Source organism: Robertkochia marina, assembly GCF_004799345.1.
In the GTDB taxonomy this organism is placed as follows: domain Bacteria; phylum Bacteroidota; class Bacteroidia; order Flavobacteriales; family Flavobacteriaceae; genus Robertkochia; species Robertkochia marina.
Genome location: NZ_SSMC01000008.1, coordinates 1 through 1,015, shown reverse-complemented (window position 1 = coordinate 1,015; position 1,015 = coordinate 1). Strand labels below are relative to the sequence as shown.

Sequence of the window (1,015 nt, the reverse complement as noted above, 5' to 3'; positions counted from 1 at the left end):
GTCTACCACTACTAACTATAGCGCCCTATTCAGACTCGCTTTCGCTACGGCTCCGTGACTGAATCACTTAACCTCGCTAGCAACGGTAACTCGTAGGCTCATTATGCAAAAGGCACGCCGTCACCCCCAAAGGGGCTCCGACCGCTTGTAAGCGTATGGTTTCAGGTTCTCTTTCACTCCCTTATTCAGGGTACTTTTCACCTTTCCCTCACGGTACTGGTTCACTATCGGTCTCTCAGGAGTATTTAGCCTTGGCGGATGGTCCCGCCAGTTTCACACAAGGTTTCACGTGCCCCGCGCTACTCAGGATACCACTACAAATAACCGCTCTTACTCTTACGGGACTATCACCCTCTATGGTCACTCTTTCCAAAGTGTTCTGATTCAATTGGCATTCGATCTCGTGGTCCTACAACCCCAATATTGCCGTAACAACATTGGTTTGGGCTCTTCCGGGTTCGCTCGCCACTACTACCGGAATCACTATTGTTTTCTTCTCCTCCGCCTACTTAGATGTTTCAGTTCAGCGGGTTCGCTCCTATTACTAGGTGACATGTCTTCAACATGCCGGGTTGCCCCATTCGGAAATCTACGGATCAAAGTGTATGTGCCACTTCCCGCAGCTTATCGCAGCTTATCACGTCCTTCTTCGCCTCTGAGAGCCTAGGCATCCCCCATACGCCCTTATTTAGCTTATTGTACTTTTTGCTCTTTATTATCATAAATAACTCGCCGTGATGATTCGTGCAAATCATCACAACTAAATAAGATTCAATTTTTTAAAAAAATTTTGTTTGCCGTTGTTTCTAATGAAACAACAAACAAGCTTCTCGTATCTCTTTATCTCAATATGTCAATGAACGTTTCGGCTTCGCCCCATGTTAACCCTATCTCTTTGAGTGTAGTTGGCTTAACACATCAGCTACTCATTCGCCGTTGTGGAGAATATCGGAGTCGAACCGATGACCTCCTGCGTGCAAGGCAGGCGCTCTAGCCAGCTGAGCTAATTCCCCAT

General features: G+C 47.0%; 1 tRNA gene and 1 rRNA gene. Both read right to left on the bottom strand.

The window, feature by feature from the left end:
* Window positions 1-698: ribosomal RNA gene (locus E7Z59_RS15170) — 23S ribosomal RNA — on the bottom strand; the annotation flags it as partial.
* Window positions 699-939: 241 nt separating this feature from the next.
* Window positions 940-1,013: transfer RNA gene (locus E7Z59_RS15165), tRNA-Ala, on the bottom strand.
* Between the last annotated feature and the right edge of the window lie 2 nt (window positions 1,014-1,015).